27 protein-coding genes are annotated in these 26525 nt (G+C 66.7%); 8 read left to right on the forward strand and 19 right to left on the reverse strand.

Annotated features, from left to right (window positions below):
* Positions 1 to 45 precede the first annotated feature (45 nt).
* From BME24068_RS26510 to argB, 6 genes are all read right to left on the reverse strand, one after another.
* A complete protein-coding gene (locus BME24068_RS26510) occupies positions 46 to 2712 on the reverse strand; it encodes a fimbria/pilus outer membrane usher protein (protein ID WP_239007890.1) in 2667 nt (888 codons plus the stop codon).
* A 140-nt stretch (positions 2713 to 2852) separates the two neighbouring features.
* Positions 2853 to 3617, reverse strand: coding sequence for a fimbrial biogenesis chaperone (locus BME24068_RS26515; RefSeq protein ID WP_124556244.1), 765 nt, complete (start codon positions 3615 to 3617; stop codon positions 2853 to 2855).
* Between the two features lie 103 nt (positions 3618 to 3720).
* On the reverse strand, positions 3721 to 4263 hold the full coding sequence (locus BME24068_RS26520) for a fimbrial protein (protein WP_096508394.1): 543 nt from the start codon (positions 4261 to 4263) through the stop codon (positions 3721 to 3723).
* A gap of 544 nt (positions 4264 to 4807) precedes the next feature.
* Positions 4808 to 5470: a nucleoid occlusion factor SlmA gene (gene slmA, locus BME24068_RS26525; RefSeq protein WP_174927877.1), complete on the reverse strand. Its 663-nt coding sequence runs from the start codon at positions 5468 to 5470 to the stop codon at positions 4808 to 4810.
* The gene (locus tag BME24068_RS26530; RefSeq protein ID WP_096508392.1) at positions 5437 to 6228 is read right to left on the reverse strand and encodes a pyrimidine 5'-nucleotidase; all 792 of its coding nucleotides are present in this window, start codon (positions 6226 to 6228) and stop codon (positions 5437 to 5439) included. The genes slmA and BME24068_RS26530 overlap by 34 nt, the downstream gene beginning before the upstream one ends.
* Positions 6225 to 7124: an acetylglutamate kinase gene (gene argB / locus BME24068_RS26535; RefSeq protein WP_006490510.1), complete on the reverse strand. Its 900-nt coding sequence runs from the start codon at positions 7122 to 7124 to the stop codon at positions 6225 to 6227. The genes BME24068_RS26530 and argB overlap by 4 nt, the downstream gene beginning before the upstream one ends.
* A gap of 305 nt (positions 7125 to 7429) precedes the next feature.
* On the opposite strand from argB, the gene BME24068_RS26540 reads away from it, so the two are divergent.
* The 3 genes from BME24068_RS26540 to BME24068_RS26550 all read left to right on the forward strand — a co-directional run bounded on the left by BME24068_RS26540 (position 7430) and on the right by BME24068_RS26550 (position 9735).
* Positions 7430 to 7654: a cysteine-rich CWC family protein gene (locus BME24068_RS26540; protein ID WP_096508391.1), complete on the forward strand. Its 225-nt coding sequence runs from the start codon at positions 7430 to 7432 to the stop codon at positions 7652 to 7654.
* 121 nt (positions 7655 to 7775) lie between these two features.
* Positions 7776 to 9179 carry an ATP-binding protein gene (locus BME24068_RS26545; protein WP_174927878.1) on the forward strand — a complete coding sequence of 468 codons (1404 nt, stop codon included), beginning with the start codon at positions 7776 to 7778 and terminating at the stop codon, positions 9177 to 9179.
* 13 nt (positions 9180 to 9192) lie between these two features.
* Positions 9193 to 9735, forward strand: coding sequence for a response regulator transcription factor (locus BME24068_RS26550; protein ID WP_011658200.1), 543 nt, complete (start codon positions 9193 to 9195; stop codon positions 9733 to 9735).
* 177 nt (positions 9736 to 9912) lie between these two features.
* Here BME24068_RS26550 and hslU read toward each other — a convergent pair whose 3' ends face one another.
* The 8 genes from hslU to dapF all read right to left on the reverse strand — a co-directional run bounded on the left by hslU (position 9913) and on the right by dapF (position 18094).
* Positions 9913 to 11256, reverse strand: coding sequence for an ATP-dependent protease ATPase subunit HslU (gene hslU, locus BME24068_RS26555; RefSeq protein WP_096508389.1), 1344 nt, complete (start codon positions 11254 to 11256; stop codon positions 9913 to 9915).
* Positions 11257 to 11266: 10 nt separating this feature from the next.
* Positions 11267 to 11803, reverse strand: coding sequence for an ATP-dependent protease subunit HslV (hslV, locus tag BME24068_RS26560; protein WP_006760749.1), 537 nt, complete (start codon positions 11801 to 11803; stop codon positions 11267 to 11269).
* 258 nt (positions 11804 to 12061) lie between these two features.
* Positions 12062 to 12478: an RNA polymerase-binding protein DksA gene (gene dksA, locus BME24068_RS26565; protein WP_174927879.1), complete on the reverse strand. Its 417-nt coding sequence runs from the start codon at positions 12476 to 12478 to the stop codon at positions 12062 to 12064.
* A 490-nt stretch (positions 12479 to 12968) separates the two neighbouring features.
* Positions 12969 to 14039, reverse strand: coding sequence for a CobW family GTP-binding protein (locus BME24068_RS26570; RefSeq protein ID WP_096508388.1), 1071 nt, complete (start codon positions 14037 to 14039; stop codon positions 12969 to 12971).
* 196 nt (positions 14040 to 14235) lie between these two features.
* Positions 14236 to 15450: a class I SAM-dependent rRNA methyltransferase gene (locus BME24068_RS26575; protein WP_096508387.1), complete on the reverse strand. Its 1215-nt coding sequence runs from the start codon at positions 15448 to 15450 to the stop codon at positions 14236 to 14238.
* A 74-nt stretch (positions 15451 to 15524) separates the two neighbouring features.
* Entirely contained in the window at positions 15525 to 16445 is a 921-nt protein-coding gene (gene xerC, locus BME24068_RS26580; RefSeq protein ID WP_096508386.1) for a tyrosine recombinase XerC, read from the reverse strand.
* A gap of 13 nt (positions 16446 to 16458) precedes the next feature.
* On the reverse strand, positions 16459 to 17181 hold the full coding sequence (locus BME24068_RS26585) for a DUF484 family protein (protein WP_096508385.1): 723 nt from the start codon (positions 17179 to 17181) through the stop codon (positions 16459 to 16461).
* Between the two features lie 43 nt (positions 17182 to 17224).
* Positions 17225 to 18094 carry a diaminopimelate epimerase gene (dapF, locus tag BME24068_RS26590; RefSeq protein ID WP_096508384.1) on the reverse strand — a complete coding sequence of 290 codons (870 nt, stop codon included), beginning with the start codon at positions 18092 to 18094 and terminating at the stop codon, positions 17225 to 17227.
* A gap of 419 nt (positions 18095 to 18513) precedes the next feature.
* Between dapF and BME24068_RS26595 the strand changes: the two genes are divergently transcribed.
* Entirely contained in the window at positions 18514 to 18792 is a 279-nt protein-coding gene (locus BME24068_RS26595; RefSeq protein WP_174927880.1) for a type II toxin-antitoxin system RelE/ParE family toxin, read from the forward strand.
* Positions 18793 to 18806: 14 nt separating this feature from the next.
* Positions 18807 to 19109: a HigA family addiction module antitoxin gene (locus tag BME24068_RS26600; RefSeq protein WP_096508382.1), complete on the forward strand. Its 303-nt coding sequence runs from the start codon at positions 18807 to 18809 to the stop codon at positions 19107 to 19109.
* A gap of 25 nt (positions 19110 to 19134) precedes the next feature.
* Here BME24068_RS26600 and lpxL read toward each other — a convergent pair whose 3' ends face one another.
* Positions 19135 to 20019, reverse strand: coding sequence for a lauroyl acyltransferase LpxL (lpxL, locus tag BME24068_RS26605; protein WP_096508381.1), 885 nt, complete (start codon positions 20017 to 20019; stop codon positions 19135 to 19137).
* 265 nt (positions 20020 to 20284) lie between these two features.
* Here lpxL and metK point away from each other — a divergent pair, with 265 nt between their 5' ends.
* On the forward strand, positions 20285 to 21472 hold the full coding sequence (gene metK, locus BME24068_RS26610; protein WP_096508380.1) for a methionine adenosyltransferase: 1188 nt from the start codon (positions 20285 to 20287) through the stop codon (positions 21470 to 21472).
* Positions 21473 to 21577: 105 nt separating this feature from the next.
* On the opposite strand, the gene BME24068_RS26615 is transcribed toward metK, so the two are convergent.
* A complete protein-coding gene (locus BME24068_RS26615) occupies positions 21578 to 21919 on the reverse strand; it encodes a hypothetical protein (RefSeq protein WP_096508379.1) in 342 nt (113 codons plus the stop codon).
* Positions 21920 to 22270: 351 nt separating this feature from the next.
* Here BME24068_RS26615 and BME24068_RS26620 point away from each other — a divergent pair, with 351 nt between their 5' ends.
* Positions 22271 to 23044, forward strand: coding sequence for a phytanoyl-CoA dioxygenase family protein (locus BME24068_RS26620; RefSeq protein ID WP_096508378.1), 774 nt, complete (start codon positions 22271 to 22273; stop codon positions 23042 to 23044).
* 142 nt (positions 23045 to 23186) lie between these two features.
* Here the strand turns inward: BME24068_RS26620 and BME24068_RS26625 are convergent, their stop codons facing one another.
* Entirely contained in the window at positions 23187 to 23393 is a 207-nt protein-coding gene (locus BME24068_RS26625) for a DUF3185 family protein (protein WP_096508377.1), read from the reverse strand.
* A 185-nt stretch (positions 23394 to 23578) separates the two neighbouring features.
* Here BME24068_RS26625 and mgrA point away from each other — a divergent pair, with 185 nt between their 5' ends.
* A complete protein-coding gene (mgrA, locus tag BME24068_RS26630; protein ID WP_096508376.1) occupies positions 23579 to 24622 on the forward strand; it encodes an L-glyceraldehyde 3-phosphate reductase in 1044 nt (347 codons plus the stop codon).
* A 119-nt stretch (positions 24623 to 24741) separates the two neighbouring features.
* On the opposite strand, the gene BME24068_RS26635 is transcribed toward mgrA, so the two are convergent.
* Positions 24742 to 24927, reverse strand: a complete 186-nt coding sequence (locus BME24068_RS26635) for a hypothetical protein (RefSeq protein WP_011353526.1) — start codon at positions 24925 to 24927, stop codon at positions 24742 to 24744.
* Between the two features lie 357 nt (positions 24928 to 25284).
* Positions 25285 to 26172, reverse strand: coding sequence for a DMT family transporter (locus BME24068_RS26640; protein ID WP_174927881.1), 888 nt, complete (start codon positions 26170 to 26172; stop codon positions 25285 to 25287).
* Positions 26173 to 26525: the final 353 nt, after the last annotated feature.

Below are 26525 nucleotides of genomic sequence, written 5' to 3' on the forward strand. Positions count from 1 at the left end.
TGGGTGACATTCCGCCTGGATGGGCTTTGGGGCGTGCCGGGTTTCCTAGTGCGAACCGTTGCCGGAAGGAAGCTTCGCGCCAACAGCGTCGATCGAATCATCAGCCCCTTCCCGTGCATCGGTTGCTGCGGCGTTATGCGACGCTGCAGCGTTGTCGCATGTCGATTCGACACGCGTGTACACGTCGCTCTTGCTGTGCTTGACAGGCAGTTGGTAACTGAAGGAGCAGACTTCGGTCTTGCGATTGCCCCATTTCGCCGTCAGGGTGCCGGTGTCGCCCAGGCCGCGGGCGAACAACTTGCCGCCCTGTCCGGCCAACCCGATGGTCTTGCCGTCTGCGTCGATGACGGCGCTGCCGAACGGCACAGGCGAGCCATCAGGCTGACGCATCGTCAGCAGTACTGCGCGACCGCTGACCGTCCCGAACTTGAGCTTCACGATCGAATTCGCACGCGGCGCGACCTGCTGGCTGGTCGTCAGCATTTCGACGTCGGTCGGGATGCCCTTCGGGTCCAGTTCGACGGTGTTCATCTTGTACGGCGTCAGATACGGGAGCACCGCGTAGCCGCGCCCGTCGATCCGCACGTCCGTGCCGTTCGTGACTTGCGCGCCGACAGCGTCTTTCGCCTCGACGATCGCGGCGGTGTCGCCGAGATCGTTGGCGAGCGTGATGCCGCCCGCGTGACCGACGAGTGCGCCCGATACGCCGGCGGACACGCTCGAGTAGCCGCTGCCGCCGGTCGCGCTGCCGGAGAACGTCGCGAACGTGCTGCGATACTGCGCATTGCCGCCGCCGGACGTCGCGCCGCCGCCGGAATTGACGTTGACGCCGTACGAGAACGCATTGGACTTTCCGACGGTGCCGGTCAGCGACGTCTGGGCGGTCGTGCCGCCCTGGCTGTTGCGTGCGACGCTCGCGCTCAGCGTCGGGGCATACGAGCGTCGGCCGAGCGGAACCGTTACGTTCGCGTACACCTGGTTGCTCAGTTGGCCGGTGGCGCCGTCGCGTTGCCGCGAGACCGACAGGTTGTAGCTCAGGTTGAGGCCGGCGACGCGCAGGCTGTTGTTGTAGCCGAGCTGGAACTGCGTCGTCGTGCCCGGGTGATTCCAGTAGTTGACCGTCGAGCCCACCGCGAACAGGCTGCCGCGCTTTTCGCCGAGCGTCTGATTGAGCGTCAGCTGGACCTGGTTGCGTTGCCGGTAGACGCTGTTTGTATCGTTGCCCCCGGCCGCGAGTTCGCGGGCATACATTGCGTCGCGCATGGTCCAGTAGCCGCGCGACGAGTAGCGATACGCGGCGACCGCGACGTTCGTGCCGGTCGCCTCGACGGACTTGCTGTAGCTGACGCGAACGCTTTGCCCGGTCGTTGCGGAGGCGCCCGGAATACGCGCGCTCGCATGCGTGACGTCGGCGGCGAACGCGCCGAGCGACGTATTGAGTGCCGCACCGACCAGCCCGGCCAGGTAGTTCTCCGCGACGATCGCGCCGACGTAGCCCGTTATCAGGTTGCTGATGCCGCGCTGATAAGTGGCTTGCGCGAAATTCGGATGGCGTTCGAGCTGCGGCTCGCGCAACTGCCCGAGCGCGACGCCGAACCGCGAGATGCCCGGACGCAGTGATTGCACGACGGCCGCATACGGCACCGTGAAGCTGTGCGTCTTGCCGTCGGCTTCGGTCACCGTGACGAGCAGGTTGCCGCCGTAGCCGGTTGCGTACAGGTCGTTGATCTCGAACGGCCCCGGCGCGACGTTGGTTTCGTACAGCACCGCGCCGTTCTGCGAAACCGAGACGTGCGCGTTGCTCGTCGCGACGCCGCGGACCACGGGTGCGTAGCCGCGCATCGAATCGGGCAGCATCCGGTCGTCGGTCTCGAGCGTGACGCCGCGCATGCCCACGCTGTCGAACAGCGTGCCGTCGGTGTAGGTCTCGCCGATCTTCAACTGGCTGCGCCAAGCCGGCAGGTCGCGTTGAACGTAGGTGTTGAGGCTTTGGTAGCGGCTGTCGCCCCGCGTTTGCGCGGTGTAGGTGCCGTTGTGCCGGAAATGCCAGTTCGCGACGTTGACGCCGGCATTCAATCCGACGTATCCCTGCGTGCTTTCGTATCCCGACGACGTATTGCGGAACACGTTGGCGTTGTACTTGAGCGTCGCGCTCGTCACGCCGCTGTCCCACAGTTCCGGACTCACGTAGCCGCGCGGATTGCGCAGCAGCGCGGCCTGCGGAATGCTCACGTTCAGCCGCAGCTCCGACATGTCGAATTCGGTCGTCGCGCCGGCCACCAGTTTGTCGACGCTCGTGCATTCGCCGGCCTGCACGCGCACCAGCTCGGCACGCGCGGCGTCGGTCAGCGCCTGATCGTCGAGGTTGAGGCGGCTCACGAGCGTGCGATCGAAGCACGGCGTCGCGTCGGTCGCGCCTGCCGCTGCATCGAAGCGCACCGTCGAGCGGCCGGTCCACGTTTCGTTGACGTAAAGGTCGACCAGGTAGTCGCCGGCAGGCACCGGATTGCCTTTGGCGAAGCGATCGAGGTCGAGCCGCTGGCCGCGCGGTTTCATCATCAACGTGTCGTTGAACTGAACCTGCGCGACGTCGAAGCGCTCCGCCGGGGCGGCCGTCGTGTCGGCAGCCTGCGCACCGGCCGTCCAGCCGCCGAGCGTCGCCATGACGAGCAGATAGCTCGGCTTCAGCGCAAAGCGTGCGGTAGCTTCCAACGGTTGAATTTGATGATTCGCTCGCATGAATTCGATAAATTGATGCCGCATCGTCATATTGCGAGCGACGGTCTGCCGGCGCCGGCGCGATTACGCGCCGTCGATCAGCGACGGATTGAGTCAGGAATGCCTGGGTGGCGTCAGTGCGCTTTCTTCGGCGCGTAGCTGCCTTCGATGCCCGCGCCGTAGTCGTTGAGGAACGTGTAATCGACCTCGATCGGTGCGCCCGGCATCGATTGCACGTTGCCGACGTCGAACTGCTCGGTCGCGCCAGGCTTGACCATGCCGCCCTTGTCGTCAGTCCAGGTCGTGCCGCCGGACTTGACGGTGAGCTTGGTGAACGTCACGTGGTAAGGCGTGGGGTTCTTCGCCTGCAGCGCATAGCCGCCACCGGCTTTCGGTGCGAAATTCCAGGTCACCTTTTCCGCGGATTCGTCGGCGACGCCTTGCAGCGCGGCTGGGCGGAAGAACAGCTTGATGCGCGAGCGGAACGCGAGTTGCAGCAGGTTCGGCGTATTGGCGTCGTCCGCGGCCTGCGGCGGGACGTCGAGCACGTTGAGCCAGTACAGCGTTTCCTTGTCCTGTGCGAGCGGTTCCTGCGTGTAGATCAGCCGCAGGCTCTGGCCTTTCTTCGGATCCAGACGGAACAACGGCGGTGTCAGCATGAACGGCACTTTGGATTCGTCGGGCAGCGCGTTCGCGTTGCCGTCGTCGATCCAGGCTTGCACGAGCGACGGGCGATCGCCTTCGTTGGTCAGCTTGACCGTGACCTCACGCTCCTTTTCCGGATACACCACGCGCGTTCCACCGATCACGACGCTGGCGTCTGCCGTTGCCGCGCCGAACAGCGACACGGCCAGCGCCGCGGTGCCCACGCTCAGACTCAAGTTCGTTGGCATTCTCATCGCCGATTTCTCCTTGTAGATAAACAGACTCGCTGGTGATTGGGAGGGCGACCCGCGCGCCGCCGCTGAATCGCGGGCGCGGGCCGCCGGTCGCGAAGCCGGATTACTGGTACGAGACCGAGTACATGACCGACGTGCCGACCTTGCCGGCCGTCGCGGCGCCGCCGGTCGCGACGTATTGCGCGAAATAGTTGAGCTCTGCCGCGCCGCCCGCGATCGGCACGGTTTGCGAGTTCTGCTGCGCTTGCGCCGCGCCGAGCTTGATGTTCGAGCCGTCCTTGTTCAGCAGGCCGACCTCGACGTTCTTCGCGTCACCCGTCGCGTTGAACAACTGGCCCGTTTGCGAGTTGACCGTCGTGCCCGGCTCGAAGTACACCGATGCGTTGCCCGAATTCGGCGAGCAGTTCGACAGGTTGATGCGGAACGGCTTGCGGCCGGCCGTCGAACCCGGCACGGAGAGCGCCGACGTCGACACGGTGGGCAGCGTGACGGTGAAATCCTTGCCGCCGCCGTCGCCCGAGATGTTGCAGGTTTGGGCGGTGATTTCGCCGGTGATCGTGATCGTGCCGTCAGCTGCCTGAGCCGACGAGGCAGCGGCGAGGAGACCTGCTGTCGCCATCAGAATGGAAAGTGCTTTTTTGGACATTTACGTACCTGTTAGTAAGAGCCTCGCGTCGAAAGACGACGCACGGACGTTTCCATTGCGCTGTCGCGCGTCGCTGCTACGGGGCGGCAGCAGCTGCGGGAAACAGGTGATATTGTTCCGAAGTAAGTGATTCGAAAGAATGGGACGATGTCCAAGTTGTTTGGATTTCCCGTAGGTCGAGTACTAAATATCTTTTAAGAATCGTCAGAGGCCCGTCACTCGTACGCCGCATACCCGTGCCGGGACGGCGACGTGCGGGCGTTCCGCGAGGATTGAGAGGCCATTTGACGGATGAGCGCGCGTCGATGCCCCGTTCATTCCGGCGGGTGGCTAATTAGGATTGCGAATTAATGAGGGCGTGCGAGAAACTCGAACCCCGGATCGAATCAGGCCGTCACGACCGTGGGCGTGGGCGTGGGCATGGGAGCGGGACGGACGAGGCCATGCCGTGTTGTCGTGGCGGGCGCGGAATCGGTGCCTGCGCATCGACGAGGCCGTCACGCGAGTGCGATGCTCGACGGCGGGCCCTCCGCCGTCTCACGCGTTACTGCAAAATCAACCGCAAATGCGCATCGGCCTGCTCGGCGGGCGGTTTCTGGAATCCGCCCTTCGCGAAGCGGTGCCACCGGCCGATCACGTAGCTGACGAGCAGGCTCGCGCGCGCGGCGGGATCGTAGTCGGCCGGCAGTTCGAACGGCGCCGCGCCGTCGGGTGCATCCGCTTCCGTGCGCGCGACCCGCAGGCATTGCTTGACGGTCGCTTCGATCCGGTCGAGCAGCTGATTCACGCGCTCGGTGAGCCGTTCGTCCTCGCCGACCAGCGCCTCGCCGGTCAGCACGCGCGTCATGCCCGGATTTTTCGCGGCGAAATTGAGCATCGTCAGCGCGATCGTACGCGCCTGAAGCACGCCGTTCGGCTCCTTCGCGACGATCTGGTTGACGAGGCCGAACAGCGCCTGCTCGATGAATTCGATCAGCCCTTCGTACATCTTCGCCTTGCTGGCGAAATGCCGGTACAACGCGGCTTCCGACACGTCGAGCCGGGCCGCGAGCGCGGCGGTCGTGATTTTCTCGGGCTTGGGCGCCTCGAGCATCGCGGCGAGCGTCTGCAGGATCATCACGCGCCGCTCGCCCGGCTTCGGGCGCGGGCGGGACGGTGTGGCCTGGTTTTCCGTTACGGCTTGGTCCTGCGGGTAAGTCGGCTGCATTTCTGTCGCCCCGATCGTGTGCCCAGTCGCAGCGATTTTAACGAACGAATGCGCTGGTCGACATAATGCGGACGGCCGACGTTGGGCAAATGGCCCGGCAGATGGCCGGTGATCCACACGGTGCCGATGCCGAGGCGCTTGTAGCGCTTCAGGTGGCCGCGCGTATCTTCCACGAGGATCGCGTCGGCGAGCCGCGCATGCGCGGCGCGCAGCGTCCGGCGCAGCATCGTGTGGTCGGGCTTCGCACGCCACGCGTGGCGGTCGCGCATGTGTTCGATCGCGATCACGCGCTCGAACAGCCGCTCGATGCGCAGCTCGCGCAGCACCGCGCGCGCATAGTTCTCGGGCGCGTTGGTCAGTACGAACTTGCGGCCGGGCAGCGACGCAACGACGCGTGCCAGGCCGCGCTCGGCGCGCAGCATCGCGGGCAGGTCGGGAAACGTGTGGACGACCCGCAGGAAATCGTGCGGATCGATCGGATGGTGGCGCGTGAGGCCGAGGAGCGCCGCGCCGTAGCGCTGCGTGTAGCCGGTGCGCAGCCGGTCGGCTTCGGCACGCTCGACGTGGAGCGCGTCGATGATGTACTGCGTCATCGCGCGGTTGATCTCCGGAAAGATCGCGTGCGATGCGTGGTGCAGCGTGTTGTCGAGATCGAACAGCCAGACGGGTGCGCCGGCGCGCGGCCGACTGCGGGAGATGCGCCGGCGTCGCAGCGACGCCGGCAGGTCGGGGCCGGAGGGCGGCCGGCGCGCGCTCAATGCGAGCGGATCATCGTGCCGAACGGCTGCTCGGTCAGGATTTCCAGCAGCACCGAGTGCTCGATCCGGCCGTCGACGATGTGCACCGACTTGACGCCGCTCTTCGCGGCGTCGAGCGCCGACGAAATCTTCGGCAGCATGCCGCCCGAGATCGTGCCGTCCTCGAACAGCGCATCGATCTCGCGCGCGGACAGATCGGTCAGCAGGTTGCCGTCCTTGTCCATCACGCCGGGGATGTTGGTCATCATCAGCAGCTTCTCGGCGTTCAGCACGGTTGCGAGCTTGCCGGCGACGAGGTCCGCGTTGATGTTGTACGAGAGGCCGTCCTCGCCGAAGCCGATCGGCGAGATCACCGGGATGAACGCGTCGTCCTGCAGCGCCTTCACGACCGCCGGGTTGATCGCCTCGACTTCGCCGACCTGGCCGATATCGATGTACTGGCCCGGGTTGTCGCGATCCGGCATCAGCAGCTTGCGTGCGTGGATCAGGCCGCCATCCTTGCCGGTCAGGCCCACCGCATGGCCGCCGAAGTGGTTGATCAGCATCACGATGTCCTGCTGCACTTCGCCGCCCAGCACCCACTCGACGACTTCCATCGTCTCTTCGTCGGTCACGCGCATGCCCTGGATGAAGGTGCCGGCCTTGCCGATCTTCTTCAGGGCATGGTCGATCTGCGGACCGCCGCCGTGGACGATCACAGGATTGATGCCGACCAGTTTCAGCAGGATCACGTCGCGCGCGAAGCCCTGCTTGAGCCGTTCTTCCGTCATCGCGTTGCCGCCGTATTTGATCACCACGGTCTTGCCGTGGTAGCGGCGGATGTACGGCAGCGCTTCGGCGAGGATTTCTGCTTTCAGCGTGGGGGCGATCTGCGAGAGGTCGATGGGCTCGGACATGGCGGCGGCTCTGGCTGGGAACGGTTGAAACAGGGCGAATTGTACAGGAGTGGCGCAGCGCAGCATCGGGTTTTTGGGCTGGCTGGAAGGTGGGTGGCACAGGGCGGGCGCTGCGCGCGGCGGCCCGCCGGCTATGGCGCCGGGCCGTGCGGCGCCGATCCGGGTCGCAGTGCGGGCGGGTGCGCGCAGCGCGCGTTCCGGTGCGATGGCGGGCAGCATCGGCCGGATGGCCGACGTGCAAAATCCGCGCGCCGCGCTATGCTTGTCGCGTAGGGCGATTGCATGCCCGCTTCCGCGATTGCGCCATGACCGATTCCGCCGCCGCCGCTCGTTCGGCCCCGCACCGCGCGCGCTGCCCGCACTGTGGGCGCGGCTTCGACTGCGGTGCCCGCACGCAGCCGTTCGACTGCTGGTGCGCGTCGATGCCGGTGCCGCCCGGCGATGCGCCGCCCGCGGCCGGCGCGCGCTGCCGATGCCCGGAATGCCTCGCCGACGAGATCGCGCAGCGCATGGCCGGCGCGCCCGGCTGACCGTGGGCGGACGGATCCCCGTGCCGCGGCGCGAGGCGGCGATGCATCGCGGCCCGTGCATCCAACGTCTTCGATCCGGCCCCGCTAGAGGCGTCGGGCGCTAAACGGGTAAACTGGCCGGATGCAACGAATCACCACCACCGGGCGCGTCAACCTCAGCCACCTGTTCTGGCTGCGCAACCTTGCGATCATCGGCCAGCTCGCGACGATCGGCGTCGTGCAGACCTATTTCGGCGTGCATCTGCCGTTGCCGGCGATGCTGATGGTCATCGTGCTCGAAATCGTTTTCAACGCGCTGACCTGGGTGCGGGTGCTGCGCGCGCGGCCCGAGACCAATTTCGAGCTGCTCGGCCAGCTGTGGGTCGACCTCGGTGCGCTGTCGGCGCTGCTGTTCCTGTCGGGCGGCACGACCAATCCTTTCGTGTCGCTGTACCTGCCGTCGCTGGCGATCGCGGCGGCCGTGCTGCCGTGGCACCTGATGATCTGGCTCGCGGCGTTCGCCGTCGCGTGCTATGCGGCGCTCGGCTTCGATTCGGTGCCGCTCAACATGGATAACCCGGCGAACCTGTTCGACTACTACCGCACCGGGATGTGGGTGAATTTCATGGTCAGCGTCGGGTTGACTGCCTGGTTCGTCGCGCGCATGTCGAACGCGCTGCGCCAGCGCGATGCGGCGCTCGGCGAAGCGCAGGCGCATCTGCTGCGCGACGAGCGGGCGGTTGCGCTCGGCGTGCAGGCCGCCACCGTCGCGCACGAGATGGGCACGCCGCTGTCGACGATCGCGATGCTCGCCGAGGAATTGCGCGACGCGGCGCGTGCCGATCCGGGGCTCGCGCGCTATGAGGCCGACCTGAAGGTGCTCGAAGAGCAGATGACGCTTTGCACGTCGGCGCTTGCGCGCCTGCGCAGCCGTGCGAGCGCACCCGCGAGCCGCCAGCCGGTGGGCGACTGGCTCGACACGTTCGTCGAGCACTGGCGCCTGCGGCATCCGCACGTGCAGTTCGAACTGCTCGGCGCACGCCCGTCGGGCGTCGCGCTCGACGACACGGTCGCGGCCGGCCAGATCCTCACGATCCTGCTCGACAACGCCGCGCGGGCCAGCCCGCACCGCGTGACGCTGGCCGCGCGGCTCTCGTACAACGACCGGTCGGCCGAACAGATCGAATTCGAAGTATGCGACGACGGGCCCGGCATTCCGGCCGCGCTGCGCGAATCGCTCGGCGCGATGCCGGTGGACAGCACGCAGGGCGGGCACGGGGTCGGCCTGTACCTGGCATTCAGCGCGGCCGTGCGCCTGGGCGGCGAGATCGAGCTGTCCGATGTCGCGCCGCGCGGGGCAAGCGCCGCCGTGCGCGCCGGCAGCGCGGCGAATGGCCATGCTGCTGCATCGGGCCAGCGCGCGGCCGAGCGCACGGCTGCCACGCCGGACAGCCGTCCGGCCGGCACCCCCGGCCGCGGCACGCGCGCGGTGCTGCGCCTGCCGGTGACGCACATCGCGGCGCCGGCCGCCTCAACCAACACGTAGACGGAGAAACCACATGAGCGAGAACAATTTCCTGGTGATCGACGACAACGAGGTGTTCGCGGGTACGCTCGCGCGCGGCCTCGAGCGCCGCGGCTACGCGGTCCAGCAGGCGCACGACAAGGAGGCGGCGCTGCGGCTCGCTGCCGGCGGCAAGTTCCAGTTCATCACCGTCGATCTGCATCTCGGCGAGGATTCGGGCCTGAGCCTGATCGCGCCGCTGTGCGACCTGCAGCCCGACGCGCGGATTCTCGTGCTGACGGGCTACGCGAGCATCGCGACCGCCGTGCAGGCCGTGAAGGAAGGCGCCGACAACTATCTCGCGAAGCCGGCGAACATCGAGTCGATCCTGGCCGCGCTGCAGACCAACGCGAGCGAAGTGCAGGCCGACGAGGCGCTCGAGAACCCGGTCGTGCTGTCGGTCGACCGGCTCGAATGGGAGCACATCCAGCGCGTGCTGGCGGAGAACAACAACAACATCTCGGCAACCGCGCGCGCGCTGAACATGCACCGCCGCACGCTGCAGCGCAAGCTCGCGAAGAAGCCGGTCCGGCAGTAAGCCGGGCGCGTTATTCGCGCGGGCCTGGGGCCGGAGACACGCGCGCGACGATCGCGCGTTTCAGCAGGCGCGCGATCGGCGCCGGGTATTGAAGACGGCCGAGCGGCATCGCGCAGCCATGAAAAAACGGGCGCCCCCCCGAAGGGGCCGCCCGTTTCGCATTCGACGCCGCGCGCGTTACAGCACGTAGCGCGACAGGTCTTCGTCCTGCGACACCTGGCCGAGCGCCTGGTCGACATACTTCGCGTCGATCGTCACGCGCTCGCCGGCGTGGTTGCCGGCCGAGAACGACACTTCTTCGAGCAGTTTCTCGATCACCGTGTACAGCCGGCGCGCACCGATGTTCTCGGTCTTCTCGTTGACCGCGTACGCGATCTCGGCCAGGCGGCGGATGCCGTCGGCGGCGAACTCGAGCTGCACGTCTTCGGTCGCGAGCAGCGCCTGATACTGCTTGACCAGGCTCGCATCGGTCGCGACGAGAATCGCCTCGAAGTCGTTCACCGACAGCGAGTCGAGCTCGACGCGGATCGGGAAGCGCCCCTGCAGTTCCGGAATCAGGTCGCTCGGCTTCGCGAGGTGGAACGCGCCGCTCGCGATGAACAGGATGTGATCGGTTTTCACCATCCCGTACTTCGTGTTGACCGTCGTGCCTTCGACGAGCGGCAGCAGATCGCGCTGCACGCCCTGGCGCGACACTTCGCCGCCGCTGCCTTCGTTGTTGCGCGACGTGATCTTGTCGATCTCGTCGAGGAACACGATGCCGTTCTGCTCGACGTTCTGCACGGCCTTCGTCTTCACTTCCTCGTCGTTGAGCATCTTCGCCGCTTCCTCGTCGGTCAGCAGCTTCAGCGCTTCCTTGATCTTCACCTTACGGCGCTGCTTCTTGCCGCTGCCGAGGTTTGAGAACATCGAGCGGATCTGCTCGGTCATCTCTTCCATCCCGGGCGGCGCCATGATGTCCATGCCGGCCGACGGCTGCTCGAGGTCGAGTTCGACTTCCTTGTCGTCGAGCTGGCCTTCGCGCAGGCGCTTGCGGAAGGTCTGGCGCGTCGCGTTGTTGTCGTCGTTCGCGTGATCGGCGTTGCCGCCGAAGCCCACCGCGCGCGGCTGCGGCAGCAGGATGTCGAGGATGCGGTCTTCCGCCTGGTCGGTCGCCTTGCTGCGCACCTTGCGCATCTCGGATTCGCGCGTCTGCTTGACCGAGATCTCGATCAGGTCGCGCACGATGCTGTCGACGTCGCGGCCGACGTAGCCGACTTCGGTGAACTTGGTCGCTTCGATCTTGATGAACGGCGCATCGGCGAGCTTCGCGAGGCGGCGCGCGATTTCGGTCTTGCCGACACCCGTCGGCCCGATCATCAGGATGTTCTTCGGCGTGATTTCCTGGCGCAGCGGGTCGGCGACCTGCTGGCGGCGCCAGCGGTTGCGCAGCGCGACCGCGACGGCCTTCTTCGCCTTGGCCTGGCCGATGATGTGCTTGTCGAGTTCCGAGACGATCTCGGCAGGGGTCATGGTGCTCATGGTGCGGTCCTTACTCGATCGTTTCGATGATGCGGTTGTGGTTCGTGTAGATGCACATGTCGCCGGCGATCTCGAGCGACTTTTCGACGATCTCGCGCGGCGACAGCTCGGTGTTCTCCGCGAGCGCGCGGGCCGCGGCCTGCGCATAGGCGCCGCCCGAACCGATCGCGCAGATGCCGCCTTCCGGATCGAGCACGTCGCCGTTGCCGGTGATCACCAGCGTGGTGGTGGCATCGGCCGTGATCAGCATCGCCTCGAGGCGGCGCAGCATCCGGTCGGTACGCCAGTCCTTCGCGAGCTCGACGGCCGCGCGGGTCAGGTTGCCCTGGTGCTTCTCGAGCTTCGCCTCGAAGCGATCGAGCAGCGAGAACGCATCGGCGGTGCCGCCCGCGAATCCGACCAGTACCTGGTTGTTGTAGATCCGCCGCACTTTCCGCGCGCCACCCTTCATGACGATGTTGCCGAGGGTTACCTGGCCGTCGCCGCCGAGCGCGACCTTGTCGCCGCGCCGGACCGAAACGATGGTCGTGCCGTGAAATTGCTCCATCTGCGTTCCTTGAGAAAAACGGGGAAGAGTCGGGCGGCGCGAGGCGCCGCCGCATGAATCGCAGTGCGCCGGGAAGCGGCCCGGCGCGCGTCCGTTTCATTTTAGGGCGGGCGCCGGGATATCAAGAGGAGGATGCAAATCGGCCGGCGCGCGTCGTCGCCGGCGGCCGGGCACCGGGATCGGCGCCGGAAAAACAAAAAGCGCGCGGCAGGCCGCGCGCTTTCGGGAAGCAGCGTGTTTGAGCGGAGCGCCGCTCGATCAGTCGCCGAACAGCTTCTGGCGCAGCTCGCGGCGCTCTTGCGCTTCGAGCGACAGCGTAGCCGTCGGACGCGCGATCAGTCGCGGAATGCCGATCGGTTCGCCGGTTTCCTCGCACCAGCCGTAGTCGCCGGAATCGATGCGGGCGAGCGATTGCTGAACCTTCTTGAGGAGTTTGCGTTCGCGATCGCGCGTACGCAGCTCGAGCGCGTGCTCTTCCTCGATCGTCGCGCGATCGGCAGGATCGGGCACGATCACCGTCTCGCGCAGGTTCTCGGTCGTCTGGCCTGCATTCTTGAGGATGTCCGCCTGCAACTGTTCGAGCCGATTTTTGAAGAAGGCGAGCTGATCCTCATTCATGTAATCCTTGTCGCTCATCTTCAGGATTTCGGCTTCGGTCAAGAGTTTCTTCGTCATCTGCTTGCTTCTTCAATGTGCGGCAAATCCGGAGATAGTGCCTGCACTTTGGGATTACCCGCAACTGCGCTTGCAATCATTTGCGATTTGCCGCCGCGGGGCCGAAAGCCTCTGGAAAACCGGTTCTCAAATACCAGGATAGGCCTGGCGCGGATTTGCGCGCGGCGAACCGGTGTGCTGCGCGGCAGATCGCTTCGGCCGCGGCCGGTGATGGATGGGCGATCCGGCGCGGTTGCGATGCCCGGGTAAAGGTTCTGCAAGAACCGGGCCTGTTATTGCCGTACTCCAGCGGGCACGTATTGTAACTGAATCGCAAGCGGGCGCCGTATCGGGTCGATCCCCGTCGGCTGCGCCAATATCTAGAAAATATAACGCGCAAATCGCGAAAAAGCGATGACGGCGAAACCCTTCCCGGAAAAGGCGCCGCGCGACGGCCCCGGCGGCTCGCCGAGGCGGCCGCGCGGGCGGCTCGCGGGACTTGCCCGAGTGCTCAGGCGAGGCAGGCGTCGAGGCCGTCGGTGATCAGGTCCTGCGGCAGGTCGACGCCGATGAACACCATCTTGTTGGTCTTCTTCTCGACCGGCAGCCACTTGGCGGCGAGATCGCTGCCCATCATCTGGTGCACGCCCTGGAACACGACCTTGCGATCGACGCCCTTCATGTACAGCACGCCCTTGTAGCGCAACATCCGTTCCCCGTAGATCTGCAGGATGCCGCCGAGGAAGTCTTCCAGCTTGTTCGGGTCGAACGGGCGGTCGTTGCGGTACACGAACGATTTGATCTTGTCGTCGTGGTGCGCGTGATGATGGTGGTGACCGTGGTCGTGATCGTGCGCGCATTGACCGTGATCGTGGTCGCAATGCGCGTGATCATGGTCGTGATCGTGGTGATGGTGCGCGTGATCGTCCTCGGCGAGGAAGTCCGGGTCGATCTCGAGCTTCGCGTTCAGGTTGAAGCCGCGCAGGTCGAAGATTTCCTTGATGTCCGCTTCGCCGAAATTCACGACCTTGATCGTCGCCTTCGGGTTCATGTGCATCAGACGGTGCTTGAGCGCCGCGACGGCCTGGTCGTCGACGAGGTCCGACTTCGTGATGAACAGGCGATCGGCGAAGCCGACCTGGCGCTGCACCACTTCGTGTTCGTCGAGCTGCGCGTTCGCGTGCTTCGCGTCGACCAGCGTGATGACGGCGTCGAGCAGGAAGTCGTCGGCGATCTCGCTGTCGATGAAGAAGGTCTGCGCGACGGGGCCCGGGTTCGCGAGGCCGGTCGTTTCGATCACGATGCGGTCGAAATCGAGCTTGCCTTCGCGCTTCTTCGCGGCCAGATCGCCGAGCGCGCGGGCGAGGTCGCCGCGGATCGTGCAGCAGATGCAGCCGTTGCTCATCTGGATGATCTGCTCGTTCGAGTCCTGCACGAGGATCTCGTTGTCGATGTTCTCTTCGCCGAACTCGTTCTCGATCACGGCGATCTTCATGCCGTGCTGTTCGTTCAGGATGCGCTTGAGCAGCGTCGTCTTGCCGCTGCCGAGGAAGCCGGTGAGGATGGTGACGGGAGTGGCCATGTCGGTCGCCTGTGGTTCGTGAATCGGGGTCAAAACCAGGATGTGTGCGTCGCGCCGTCGACTCGCGAGCCGGGGCGCACAACCATCCATTGAAACATACCTGTCAAGCCCGTGCCCGTCGTCCGGACGACAGGGGCAAGCGCGTCCGCCAGCGGGAACGGCCGGCGGACGCGGGTGTGCGCGTAGATCGGGGCGATCAGACGATTTGCAACAGCAGGCCCTTCAGATATTCGCCTTCCGGGAACGCGGCGAGCAACGGGTGATCGACGCCCGCGCCGAGCCGCTTCAGGATGCGCGCATCGACCTTCGCGTCGGCGGCCGCGCCCGCGACGATCTTCTGGAACAGATCCATGTCGATCGCGCCCGAGCACGAATACGTGAACAGCAGGCCGCCCGGACGCAGCAGCTTGAAGCCGCTCAGGTTGATGTCCTTGTAGGCGCGCGCCGCGCGGTCGACGCTGTCGCGGGTCGGCGCGAACTTCGGCGGATCGAGCACGATCAGGTCGAAACGCTCGCCTTCGTCGACGAGGCGGCGCAGCGTCTTGAACGCATCGGCGTCGAGCCAGGTCGCGCGTTCGGCGTCGAAGCCGTTCGCCACGACGTTCTGCTGCGCGAGCGCGAGCGCGTCGCCCGACGAGTCGATCGACACGACGCGCGTCGCGCCGCCCTTGAGCGCGGCGAGCGAGAAGCCGCCCGTGTAGCAGAAGCAGTTCAGCACGTCGCGGCCGGCCGCGTACTGCGCGACGAGCGCGCGGTTGTCGCGCTGGTCGACGTAGAAGCCCGTCTTGTGGCCGTTGGGCACGTCGACGTGATACCGCACCCCGTTTTCGTTCGAGATTAGCGTCGCGGGCGGCGCGTCGCCGGCGAGCACGCCGGTCGTCTGTTCGAGCCCTTCCTTGTCGCGGATCGATACGTCCGAGCGTTCGTACACGTTCGGACAGCCGGTCGCGCTGCTCAGTGCCGCGACGATCGCGTCCTTCCATGCTTCCACGCCGGCGGCCATGAACTGGCACACGAGCTGGCCGCGCGGCGCGGCGCCCGGTTCGGCCGTGTCCGCAATGTAGTAGTCGACGATCAGCCCCGGCAGCCCGTCGGCCTCGCCGAACACGAGCCGCACGGCGCCCGTGCCCGACACCATCGTCGTGCGGTGCGCGACCGCACGCTGCACGCGGCGCTTGAAGAACGCGTGGTCGATCGGTTCGTTCTCGTCGAAGCTCCATACGCGCACGCGGATCTGCGACTGCGGGCTGTACGCGCCGCGCGCGAGGAAGCGGCCGTCGTGCGCGCGCACGATCACGGTCGCGCCGGGCGCGGGCTTGCCGTCGACGCGATCGATCGCATTGGCGTAGATCCACGGATGCCGGCGCAGCAGCGATTTTTCCTTGGACGGTTTGAGTGTGACGGTTTGCATGATCGGATCGAAATGGGCCGCGGGCGAAGCCGGCCGGTGCCGGTCGCCGTGCGCGGCGGGTAAGACGGGACGCGTCAGTCGCGCTTCTTCGCGCGCGGATGCGCGCTGTCGTAAATCTTCGCGAGATGCTGGAAGTCGAGCGACGTATAGACCTGCGTCGCGGCGACGCTCGCATGGCCCAGCAGTTCCTGCACCGCGCGCAGGTCGCCGCTCGATTGCAGCACGTGCGTCGCGAACGAGTGGCGCAGCACGTGCGGGTGGACGTTGGCGGGAATGCCCGCGGCGAGCGCCGCGCGCTTCACGCGCTCGCGCACGACGCCCGGCGCCATCCGGTTGCCGCGCACGGACACGAACAGCGGATGCGGGTCGTGCTTCACGAATTCGCCGCGCACCGCGAGCCACGCGTTCAGCGCGTCGATCGCCTTGCGGCCGACCGGCACCTTGCGTTCCTTGTTGCCCTTGCCGCGCACGGTGACTTCGGCTTCGGCGAGATCGAGCCAGCCGATCGACCGGTAGCCGTCGGCCTGCGTGTACATCACGTCGAGTCCGACGAGTTCGGCGAGGCGCAGCCCGGACGAATAGAACAGTTCGAGGATCGCGTGATCGCGGATGCCTTCGGTGGTGTTGGCGAGCGGCGCGTCCATCAGCGCCGATGCGTCGTCGACCGACAGCGCCTTCGGCAAGGTTTTCGGGCGCTTCGGCGCACGCACCGCGGCGACCGGGTTCGCCGGCATCTCGATGCGCTGCGCGAGCCAGCGGTAGAACGCGCGCCACGCGGACAGCCGATGCGAGATCGATCGCGCGGACAGGCCGCCCGCGTGGGCGCGGGCGACCGCGCCGCGCATGTCGGTGGCCGTCAGCGCTTCGAGCGGACGGCCGGACGCGAGCTTCTTCAGTTCGTCGAGTTCGTGCGTATACGCGCGCAGCGTATGTTCCGACAGCTGCCTGACGTGCTTCAGGTTCGACAGGTAGGCGGCGATCGGATCGTCGGTCATCGCGGGTGCGGCGTCAGTGCGGCAGCAGGCGCGTGAGCGCGGCGCTCGCGAGCGTCGCGATCTGCGCGAGGAAATCGGTGGCCATCCCGTCGTGGAAGCGGCGCGGATCGGGCGAGCCGAGCACGAGCAGGCCGAAGGCGGGCGCGTCTGCGCCGGCGAGCGGCGCGCGCAGCGCGAGCAGCGCGACCGACGTGGCCGCGCCGTCGCCGGCCGGCGCGGCTTCGCCGCCTTCCGCCGCGTTCGCGGCCGGCACCACCGCGGGCGCGAGCCACTGGGCCGCTTCGAAGCCGGTGTTCGCGCCGCAGTACGGCGTCGACAGGCCATTCGTGAACAGACGCACTTCCTCGCCGACCTGGCGCGCGAAATCGGCCTGCGCGTAAGTGTCGGCGACGTCCCATACGCGCAGCGCCGTTTGCGGCACGTCGAACACGTCGGAAATGCCGTCGGCGATCGTGCGCGGCAGCGCGTACGGGTCGCGCTCGGCGATCACGCGGGCGGTCCAGCGGCTGAACTTCGCGGACAGGCTGTCGTTCTCGTGCCCGTAGCGCACCAGCTCCGCGAGCCGGCGCTCGAGGTGCTTGTTCTTGTCGCGCAGCATTTCCATCTGCCGCTCCTGCAGCGAGATCGCGGCCTTGCCGTGCGGGTTCGCAAGACGGATCGTCGCGAGCAGTTCCGCGTGTTGCGCGAAGAATTCGGGATTGGCGAGCAGGTAGTCGGCGACTTCGCGATCGTTCATGTGACGGGAGCGTTCAGTTATCAGGAGTCAGGACGTTGAAGGGTCAGACGTTCAGGTCGATCTCGCCTTCGAACACGGTCGTGGCGGGCCCGGCCATCGTCAGCGCGGCGGCTTCGTCGCGCGCGCCGTCCCAGCCGATCGTCAGCGTGCCGCCGTGCGTGTGCACGGTCACCGGCGAATCGAGCAGGCCGCGCCGGATGCCGGCCGCCACCGCCGCGCACGCGCCGGTGCCGCACGCGAGCGTTTCGCCCGCGCCGCGTTCGTATACGCGCAGTTTCACCTCGTTGCGCGACACGATCTGCATGAAGCCGGCGTTCACGCGCGCCGGAAAGCGTGCATGGCGCTCGATCAGCGGGCCTTCTTCGCGCACCGGATACGCTTCGGCATCGTCGACGACCTGCACCGCGTGCGGGTTGCCCATCGTCACCGTCGAGATCCAGCGCGTGTGGCCGCCGACGTCGAGCGGCCACAGCGTGTCGCGGCCTTCCGTGCGGCCGTCGAGCCCCGACGCGTCGAACGGCACCTGCGCCGGCGCGAACACGGGCGCGCCCATGTCGACGACGACTTCGCCGTTGTCCTGCATCGTCAGTGTGATCAGGCCCTTCATTACCTGCACGCGCACGGTGCGCTTGTCGGTCAGGCCGCGGTCGCTGACGAACTTCACGAAGCAGCGCGCGCCGTTGCCGCAGTGTTCGACCTCGCCGCCGTCGCAATTGAAGATCCGGTACTTGAAGTCCACGCCGTCGATGGTCGGTTTTTCGACGAGCAGCAACTGGTCGGCGCCGATGCCGAAGTGCCGGCTGGCGAGCGCGCGCACTTGCGCTTCGGTGAGCGGCGGCAACGCGCGCGAATAGCCGTCGAGCACGACGAAGTCGTTGCCCGCGCCGTGCATCTTGGTGAACGAGAGTTTCACAGGGTCCGGGGTTCCATGGCGAACAAGGCGGTCGGCGCGACGAAGACGATGTGCCGCCATCCCGGGCGGCCTCGTTCGTCGTGCTGATCTCAACCGCAAATGATACATGCAGCGGACAGGGGCGTCCTGCGCGGGCGGGCGGCGGGTGTCGTTCGGGCGGCGGAGCCGGAAGATGTCGGCCGATCGGCCGACTGGTTGCACGGGCGGCGAGTGGGCAGATTGAGGTGGTGCGGTGTGGCGGGCGTTGCCAGGGCGAGCGAATCCGGCGGCACGCGCCCGGGCTCTTTGCCCGCGCACGGGACGAACCGCGTGCGTGTTTTCGTACCGGTCAAATTGACAACTCAATCGGGCGATTCGTATAGTCTGGCTATACGCCATGCGGGCCATGCCATCGATATCGCCGAGAGTATGGGGGGCCCATGATCAAGTCATGGCAGCACAAGGGGCTGCAGGCGTTTTTCACGAACGGGAGCGAGGCGGGCATCCGGCCGGATCATGCCCCGAGGTTGCGGCGCCAGCTTGCCCGTCTCGACATGGCGAGTCAGCCGCTCGACATGAACGTTCCGGGCTGGCACCTTCACCGCCTCGCCGGCGGGCTGGAGGGTTACTACTCGGTGAGCGTGAGCGTCAACTGGCGCCTGACGTTCAGGGTCGAGGGCCCCGATGTCGTCCTGGTCAACTATCAAGACTATCACTGAGGTCATTCAACGCCATGACTCGCATCTTCAATCCGCCCCATCCGGGCGAAACGCTGCGTGACGACATTTTGCCGGCGCTCCGCCTGACCGTTACCGAAGCCGCCGCGCAGCTCGGCGTCACGCGGGCGGCGCTGTCGCGCATCCTGCACGGCCATGCCGGCATCTCGCCCGAAATGGCGCTGCGTCTCGAGGCGTGGCTGGGCGAGGAAAACGGCGGCCGGGCGGATCTGTGGCTCGCGCAGCAGTCGGCCTACGATCTGTGGCAGGCGCGCGCGAAAGGCGTGCCGAAGGTGACGAGGGCGCAGGCGCGCGTTTGACGGCGCGCCCGCAGCCCCGACTGACTCAATAGAGGCTCGGCTCGCCGGGCGGCCGGGTCTTGAAGCGCTTGTGAACCCAGTAATACTGCTCGGGCATCAGCGGAATCTGTTCCTCGAGGAATGCGTTCATCCGCCGCGCGTCGAGATCGTCGTCGCCGGTCGGGTAGTGATCCCACGGCTTGAATACCTTCAGCCGGTAGCCCTTGTAGTTCGGCAGCACCTCGCCGATGAACGGCACGACCTGCGCGCGGCCCGTCTTCGCGAGCCGGCCGACGGCCGTCAGCGTGCAGGCGGGCACGCCGAAGAAGGGGACGAACGTCGAATTGCGCAGCCCGTAATCCATGTCCGCGCCGAGCATCACCGGCTTGCGGTCGCGCAGCCAGCGCAGCACGACGCGCGCGCTGTCCGCGCGGCCGACCATCTCGGCGTCGAAGCGCCCGCGTGCCTTTTTCGCCTCTTCCTCGAGTATCGCGTTCGAGAACGGCTGGTACAGCGACCCGCAACGGCGGTGCAGCGACCGGTTCAGCCAGATCGAGCCGGCTTCGATGCCGACGAAATGCAGGCCGAGGAACAGCGTCGGGGGCAGATCGGGATCGGTGAGGTCGACCGCGCTGTCGACCTGGATCAGTTTCGCGAGCTTGCGCTCGGAGCCGAACCACTGGACGCTGCGCTCGACGTAGCTGCGGATCGCGTGACGGAAGTGCAGGCCCGCCACTTCCTCGCGCCGTTCGTCGCTCCAGTCGGGGAAGCAGAGTTTCAGATTGATATGTACGATGCGCTTTCGCCGGCTGGGAATCTGGTACAGCAGCCAGCCGAGGCCGTCGCCGAACCGTGCGGTCAAGCCGTAGGGCAGCAGGGCGAGCAGCTTCAGCAAGCCGATGGCGAGGTGCGTGCCGAGGCGGCCTAGCATGCGGAACCTCCGTGGGGCCGGCTGGCCGGCACGTTGCGAACAGGGGGGTAGAACAGCGGACGATGCGGCACGGGTGGCGCTCTGTGACAATTCACGAAAGCCGCTATAATACGGGCTTCGCCGAGTTAACTGACAACTTGCGGGGCGAAGCCGGCTGGCGCGAAGCGCGCTGCCCGGTCCTGGTAATCCGCTAAAGCGTCGCCGCTTCAGGCCCAACGAAGCTGGCTACGTGAAACCAACCGTATCCACACAGGAGCCTGAAAAAGTGGCAAACGATTATCTCTTCACGTCCGAATCCGTCTCCGAAGGCCATCCGGACAAGGTCGCGGACCAAATCTCGGACGCGATTCTCGACGCCATCCTCGAGCAAGACAAATATTCCCGCGTTGCGGCGGAAACGCTGTGCAACACGGGTCTCGTCGTGCTGGCCGGTGAAATCACCACGACGGCGAACATCGATTACATCCAGATCGCGCGCGACACCATCAAGCGCATCGGCTACGACAACACCGACTACGGCATCGACTACAAGGGTTGCGCCGTGCTCGTCGCGTACGACAAGCAGTCGCCGGACATCGCGCAAGGCGTCGACCGCGCGCATGACGACAACCTCGATCAAGGCGCTGGCGACCAGGGCCTGATGTTCGGTTACGCATGCGACGAAACGCCGGAACTGATGCCGCTGCCGATCTACCTGTCGCACCGCCTTGTCGAGCGCCAGGCCAGCCTGCGCCGCGACGGCCGCCTGCAATGGCTGCGTCCGGACGCGAAGTCGCAGGTGACGGTCCGCTACGTCGACGGCCGCCCGGATGCGATCGACACCGTCGTGCTGTCCACGCAGCACGCACCGGACATCGAGCTGCCGGCGCTGCGCGAAGCCGTGATCGAGGAAATCATCAAGCCGACGCTGCCGGCCGACCTGATCAAGGGCGACATCAAATTCCTCGTGAACCCGACCGGCCGGTTCGTGATCGGCGGCCCGCAGGGCGACTGCGGCCTGACCGGCCGCAAGATCATCGTCGATACCTACGGCGGTGCCGCACCGCACGGCGGCGGCGCGTTCTCGGGCAAGGATCCGTCGAAGGTCGACCGTTCGGCAGCGTATGCAGGCCGCTACGTCGCGAAGAACATCGTCGCTGCCGGCCTCGCGTCGCGCGCGCTGATCCAGGTGTCGTACGCGATCGGCGTCGCCGAGCCGACCTCGGTGATGGTCAACACGTTCGGCACGGGCCGCGTGTCGGATGCCGTGATCACGAAGCTCGTGCGCGAGCACTTCGACCTGCGTCCGAAGGGCATCATCAAGATGCTCGACCTGCTGCGCCCGATCTACGAGAAGACGGCAGCTTACGGCCACTTCGGCCGCGAAGAGCCGGAATTCTCGTGGGAAGCCACCGACAAGGCACTCGCACTGGCCGAAGCGGCCGGCGTGGAGCCGACGGCACGCGTCGCGTAAGCGTCGTTCGCACGAAACAAAAAAACCCCGGCATGCCGGGGTTTTTTTATGCGTGTCGAGCGCCGCAACGCGGCGATCGTCGCGGGCATTGCCCGCGGCACGGCTTCAGCGTGCGCCGAACCCGAACCACCCGGTGCTCGCCGCAAGGCGGCGCGGGCGGTTGACGCGGCGCTGCGGGCCGAGCGTGCGACGCAGCGCGAGCGCGCGCAGCGACGACGGCTTCTGCAGCAGCGAGCGCAGGCCGGCACGGCGGGCGAACGCCTGCGTGCTCACCATCGAGAAAAACGCGTGGAACCACGCGCGGATACCGTCAAGCCGGCTATGCGCGTGCGTGCGCTCGGCGAGCGCCTGCGTGCGTGCGCCGTGGTGGCGCAGCGAACGGGCGGGAGCGGATGGCACGACGCGCTTCGCAGCGCGGCTGAGACGGGAAGTCAGACGGAATGGCATGTGAACGATGCTTCGCTTGTATGGATGGCGCCCTTGAGAGCGCACTGGTATGAACGGCCTCGGATGGCGCAACGCATCTTACCGAAAGTCGTTGCGCGCCGCGCCCGCCAGAATTGACAGGCCGCGACAGGCTACAGGGGTTTCATGACCGGCAAAAGTCGCCATAAACCCTCGTGCCGCAAGCGCGTGCCGCATACCGCCTGTCGCTGAGGCTCGCGTCGCGCCGCACAGTTCCCTTGAGTCAGATCAAATCGCCGATTGGCATGCCCCTGCGCACGACAATGGTGCTGTTCGAGGCATCCGGCGCCGATTTACAATCGTCACATTCACACAATAAACGTCTGGCATCCCATGTCGTCACCATTGCAGTCGGAATCGATCCGCGCGCAAGTCGCGGAATTGCGCGAACGCGGCTTCGTCGTTGCGCGCGGCCTCGTCGGGGAAGCGCAGTGCGCGGCGCTCAAGCGCGTCGCGGAACGCCAGTTGCAGGAAGCGGCGGAGCCGATCGAATTCGAGGCGGACCTGCGCTATCCGGGCGCGCCCGAGTCGAAGCATGCGCCGGGCGGGCATACGGTGCGGCGGCTGCTCGACGCGTACGCGCGCGATCCGGCGTTCGCCGAGCGCGCGATCGCGCCCGAAATCGGCGCGTGGATGCGCGAGTACTTCGGCGAGCAGCCGGTTCTGTCGTGCGCGCATCACAACTGCATGATGACGAAGCATCCGGCATACGGCAGCCTCACCGGCTGGCATCGCGATTTCCGTTACTGGTCGTTCGAACGCGCGGACATGGTGTCGGTGTGGCTCGCACTCGGGCCGGAAACGAACGAAAACGGCGCGCTGTGGCTGGTGCCGGGCTCGCACACGGCCGAATTCGGGCCGGAAGCGTTCGACAATGCGAAGTTCTTCCGCGGCGACCTGCCGGAAAACCGGAAGATGATCGACGCGGCAACCTGCCCGCCGCTCCAGACGGGCGACGTCGTATTCTTCCACTGCAACACGCTGCATTCGGCAGGGCAGAACCGTTCGGACCAGGTGAAGTTCTCGCTGGTGTACACGTATCACGGCGTGAGCAACCGGCCGCTGCCGGGCACGCGTTCGGCGGCGAAGCCGGAAGTGCAGTTCTAGCAGCGGTTTCGGCCGGCGTGGTCGCCCGACGGGGCGCCGCGGCGGCTCGGCGGATGAAGAAACGGGCGGCCCAGGCCGCCCGTTGCATTGTGCGCGGCCCGATCGCGTGACGCGGGCCGTTGCGTGACGCAGACCGCTGCGCTCAGCGCTTGCTGGCCGGCATCGCGAGGCCGATCAGGCCGATCAGCATGGCGACGGCGCCGCCGACGATCAGCAGGATCGTCTTCGTGGCGGGCGAGCCGGTGAAGAAGCGCGACACGTTGTCGTTGATCGAATGAAACGACTGGCCGCCGAAATACAGCAGCAGGACGCCGCCGACGAGCAGCGCAACCGAGATGACCCGGGACATACCAACCTCGCTGTAACGGTGATTCGAGACGCCGCAGTGTAGGCGACGAGCGCGGCCGCGTCCATCGCCGTGCGCGCTCGCGCCGCGTTCGCTACCATAGTCGTCGTACGTTTTCCTCGCCGCCGGCGCGCGATGTTCGCGTGCGGCGCGCGTCCCTTCCCCCGATGTCCTGACGGAACAGACTCATGGCCTACGAAGCAGCTTCCGAGCGTTATGCCGACATGCAGTACCGCACCTGCGGCAAGTCCGGGCTCAAACTGCCCGCCCTGTCGCTCGGCCTGTGGCACAACTTCGGCGACGCGACGCCGATCGCGACGCAGCGCGACATCCTGCGCACCGCATTCGACCTCGGCATCAACCACTTCGATCTCGCGAACAACTACGGGCCGCCGTACGGCAGCGCCGAAACCAACTTCGGCCGGCTGCTGAAGGAGGATTTCCGGCCGTACCGCGACGAGCTGCTGATCTCGACGAAGGCCGGCTGGGACATGTGGCCGGGCCCGTACGGCAGCGGCGGCGGGTCGCGCAAGTACGTGCTCGCGAGCCTCGACCAGAGCCTGCAGCGCATGGGCCTCGACTACGTCGACATCTTCTATTCGCATCGCTTCGACGCGCACACGCCGCTCGAGGAAACGGCCGGCGCGCTCGCATCGGCCGTGCAGCAGGGCAAGGCGCTGTACATCGGCATCTCGTCGTATTCGGCCGCGAAGACGCGCGAGATGGCCGCGCTGCTCGCGCAGTACAAGGTGCCGCTGCTGATTCACCAGCCGTCGTACAACATGCTGAACCGCTGGATCGAAGAGGATCTGCTCGATACGCTCGACGGCGTCGGCACGGGCAGCATCGCGTTCACGCCGCTCGCGCAGGGGCTGCTCACGTCGAAATACCTGAACGGCGTGCCGGCCGACGCACGCGTGAACAAGCCGGGCGGCGGCTCGCTGAAGCAGGATCACCTGAGCGCGGACAACCTCGAGCATGTGCGCAAGCTCAACGGCATCGCGGAGCGGCGCGGGCAGAGTCTCGCGCAGATGGCGCTCGCATGGGTGCTGCGCAATGGTCGCGTCACGTCCGCGCTGATCGGCGCGAGCCGGGCGGAGCAGGTGCGTGAAAACGTCGGCGCGCTGAAGAACCTCGCGTTCACGGCCGACGAACTCGCGGAAATCGATCGCTACGCGACCGAAGGTGGCATCAATCTGTGGGAAAAGCCGTCCACCGATCAGGCGATCTGACCGGTGATCGATGCAGTCGATACGGGATGCGAACCATCGCGTGCCGTATCGCCGCGCATGCATGCACCCCATCACGTCGCTGCGGTGCAGCGACGTGACCTGCACGCCGAGATGCGCTGCTAGATCAGCGCAGGCAGGCCTTCGACGAGCAACACCGCGACGCCGACGCCGAGAATGACGCCCAGCACGCGCAGCAGGTTGTGGCGGAATTCGGTTGCGCAGGGCACCGCGCCGAGGAACAGCGCGCCGGCCAGCGCCATCGGAATCAACAGGATGAAGTCGCCGATCGTGAAATAGGTCGTCATGCGTGTCTCCAGTGTCGGCCGGAGCTGGCGCTTCAGCGCTTACTTCGGCCCCACCCCGGTGGGGCGTCGGTCGGAGTCGGCGCGCTGGCGCCGCTTCCAGCTCCCTGCCGGGTATTTCTAGTGTCGAGCCGCCTCGATTGCGAGCAAGGCGGGCAATTCGAGTATAGGCAACCCGGCGCCTTTTTTCGCTATCCAGACCGTTAAAAGTCAGCGGAAAACCCCGGGGATTTCGCATATTTCCCGCGAATCGGACGAATGCCTTGCGCATGTCTTTCACGTTCATTTCATTTCGCGCGCGAATGTCGTGCATCTTCGACGCGCGCCGCCGCACCCGCGGGCGCGGCGGCGCGTGCACGCTTACGCGCGATCGGGTTGTGTGCGAACGGCCGGCGTGCGGAACACGAGCGCGAGCCCTGCGACGATCGCGCCCATGCCGGCGAGCGCGAGCGGTTCAGGCCGGTTGCCGAGCCAGACCGCGTCCATCAGCGTGGTGACGATGGGCACGAGATAGAACAGGCTCGTCACGTTGACGAGATCGCCGCGCTGCATCAACCGGTAGAACAGCAACTGCGCGATTACCGAGATCACGATGCCGAGCCAGAGTAGCGGCACGACGAACGCCCAGCTCGCATCGAGCGAGATCGGCCGGAACGGCAGGATCGCCACGCATAGCGCGAGGCCGATTGCGTTCTGCAGCGGCAGCACGTCGGCGGGTGCCGCGCGCACGCGCTTTTGCAGCAGCGAGCCGACGGTCAGCGCGACGAGTGCGGCGAGCGCGCAGGCGACACCCGCGATCGGCAGCCCGGCGCCGCCGACGCCCACGCCGCGGCACACGACGAGCGCGAGGCCCGCCAGCGAGAGCCCGAGCCCCGCGACGCGCATCGGCTGCCAGCGCCGCTCGACGATCGCGAGCGTGAGGATCGGCTGCACGCCGAGGATCGTCGCGAGCACGCCCGGCGCGATTCCGCGCTCGAGCGCGAGCAAGTAGAAGATCGAATAGCCGCCCATCATCAGCAAGCCGGTCAGCGCGGCCATGCGCCGCTCGCCGCGCGGCGGCAGCCAGCGTCCGCGCATGCCGGCCAGCGCGAGCAGCACGAGCGACGCGAGCGCGAAGCGTGCGGTGAGAAAGACGAATGCGGATGCGTGACGCAGCCCGAGTTCGGCGAAGATCGCGCCGCTGCTCCACAGCAGCACGAAGAGCGACGTCGCGCCATGCGCGGCGAGCGCGCGTTTGAACGAAACCATGTGAATCCACCTGTCGAACGGATCGAGACGTTCCATGTCGCGCGCGCAGCAACGCACCGTGCGTCAACGCGCACGAACGGCCGCAAACGGGCGAATGGAAAACGGAGAACGAAAGCCGGCGGGTCAGCCGGCGCGTGCCGCCGGCGGGGGCGGCGCGGCGCTGACGAGCGGCGGTGCGACAGGAGGGGGAAGGACCGACGGATGCGCGCACGCCTGCGGCCGCGTATCGAACTGCGGCCGGGATTTTGCGAGAGCGGACGTGAGCGGATGCATCGTGTGTCGAAATGCGCTTGAACGCGAATGAGCTTCAAAGGTAACGCAAGGTAGCCATCCGGCGCAACTGCCGGCGATGC

This window comes from Burkholderia anthina (assembly GCF_902498995.1).
Taxonomy (GTDB): domain Bacteria; phylum Pseudomonadota; class Gammaproteobacteria; order Burkholderiales; family Burkholderiaceae; genus Burkholderia; species Burkholderia anthina.

Bases quoted from the DNA above. Each gene is read 5' to 3' on its own strand.
- dksA (WP_174927879.1), bottom strand. From the start codon at position 12,478: ATGACGAAGAAACTCTTGACCGAAGCCGAAATCCTGAAGATGAGCGAC.
- slmA (WP_174927877.1), bottom strand. From the start codon at position 5,470: ATGCAGCCGACTTACCCGCAGGACCAAGCCGTAACGGAAAACCAGGCC.
- BME24068_RS26585 (WP_096508385.1), bottom strand. From the start codon at position 17,181: ATGAACGATCGCGAAGTCGCCGACTACCTGCTCGCCAATCCCGAATTC.
- BME24068_RS26595 (WP_174927880.1), top strand. From the start codon at position 18,514: ATGATCAAGTCATGGCAGCACAAGGGGCTGCAGGCGTTTTTCACGAAC.
- BME24068_RS26575 (WP_096508387.1), bottom strand. From the start codon at position 15,450: ATGCAAACCGTCACACTCAAACCGTCCAAGGAAAAATCGCTGCTGCGC.
- BME24068_RS26540 (WP_096508391.1), top strand. From the start codon at position 7,430: ATGACCGATTCCGCCGCCGCCGCTCGTTCGGCCCCGCACCGCGCGCGC.
- BME24068_RS26640 (WP_174927881.1), bottom strand. From the start codon at position 26,172: ATGGTTTCGTTCAAACGCGCGCTCGCCGCGCATGGCGCGACGTCGCTC.
- BME24068_RS26620 (WP_096508378.1), top strand. From the start codon at position 22,271: ATGTCGTCACCATTGCAGTCGGAATCGATCCGCGCGCAAGTCGCGGAA.
- lpxL (WP_096508381.1), bottom strand. From the start codon at position 20,019: ATGCTAGGCCGCCTCGGCACGCACCTCGCCATCGGCTTGCTGAAGCTG.
- BME24068_RS26550 (WP_011658200.1), top strand. From the start codon at position 9,193: ATGAGCGAGAACAATTTCCTGGTGATCGACGACAACGAGGTGTTCGCG.
- BME24068_RS26570 (WP_096508388.1), bottom strand. From the start codon at position 14,039: ATGGCCACTCCCGTCACCATCCTCACCGGCTTCCTCGGCAGCGGCAAG.
- BME24068_RS26545 (WP_174927878.1), top strand. From the start codon at position 7,776: ATGCAACGAATCACCACCACCGGGCGCGTCAACCTCAGCCACCTGTTC.
- hslU (WP_096508389.1), bottom strand. From the start codon at position 11,256: ATGAGCACCATGACCCCTGCCGAGATCGTCTCGGAACTCGACAAGCAC.
- hslV (WP_006760749.1), bottom strand. From the start codon at position 11,803: ATGGAGCAATTTCACGGCACGACCATCGTTTCGGTCCGGCGCGGCGAC.
- BME24068_RS26615 (WP_096508379.1), bottom strand. From the start codon at position 21,919: ATGCCATTCCGTCTGACTTCCCGTCTCAGCCGCGCTGCGAAGCGCGTC.
- argB (WP_006490510.1), bottom strand. From the start codon at position 7,124: ATGTCCGAGCCCATCGACCTCTCGCAGATCGCCCCCACGCTGAAAGCA.
- BME24068_RS26635 (WP_011353526.1), bottom strand. From the start codon at position 24,927: ATGACGACCTATTTCACGATCGGCGACTTCATCCTGTTGATTCCGATG.
- BME24068_RS26520 (WP_096508394.1), bottom strand. From the start codon at position 4,263: ATGTCCAAAAAAGCACTTTCCATTCTGATGGCGACAGCAGGTCTCCTC.
- BME24068_RS26625 (WP_096508377.1), bottom strand. From the start codon at position 23,393: ATGTCCCGGGTCATCTCGGTTGCGCTGCTCGTCGGCGGCGTCCTGCTG.
- BME24068_RS26600 (WP_096508382.1), top strand. From the start codon at position 18,807: ATGACTCGCATCTTCAATCCGCCCCATCCGGGCGAAACGCTGCGTGAC.
- xerC (WP_096508386.1), bottom strand. From the start codon at position 16,445: ATGACCGACGATCCGATCGCCGCCTACCTGTCGAACCTGAAGCACGTC.
- mgrA (WP_096508376.1), top strand. From the start codon at position 23,579: ATGGCCTACGAAGCAGCTTCCGAGCGTTATGCCGACATGCAGTACCGC.
- BME24068_RS26515 (WP_124556244.1), bottom strand. From the start codon at position 3,617: ATGAGAATGCCAACGAACTTGAGTCTGAGCGTGGGCACCGCGGCGCTG.